A 217-nucleotide genomic window follows, 5' to 3' on the forward strand; every position below is an offset into this window, starting at 1 on the left:
GGTGGGGGAAAAAACGGCAGATAAGGCAGTTGGCCGTACCAGAGGTGGACTCAACACAAAGATCCATGCCATCGTAGACGGCCTGGGCAACCCGGTAGACTTTCTCCTCTCCCCTGGAAATGATCATGATAGCGTTCATGCTGTTAACTTGTTGAGAAAAGTTGAGATCAGCGGGAGCAATATACTGGCAGACCGGGCTTACGGTGCTCAGACAATT

General features: G+C 51.2%; 1 protein-coding gene. It reads left to right on the top strand.

Features of this window, described 5'->3' with window-relative positions; all coding sequences use genetic code 11:
• Nucleotide 1 precedes the first annotated feature (1 nt).
• The coding region (locus tag H6B51_RS18690) for a transposase (protein ID WP_418055082.1) at nucleotides 2-217 on the top strand (216 nt) is incomplete at its 3' end.

The organism is Pseudoflavonifractor phocaeensis (assembly GCF_016901955.1).
Lineage (GTDB): Bacteria > Bacillota > Clostridia > Oscillospirales > Oscillospiraceae > Flavonifractor > Flavonifractor phocaeensis_A.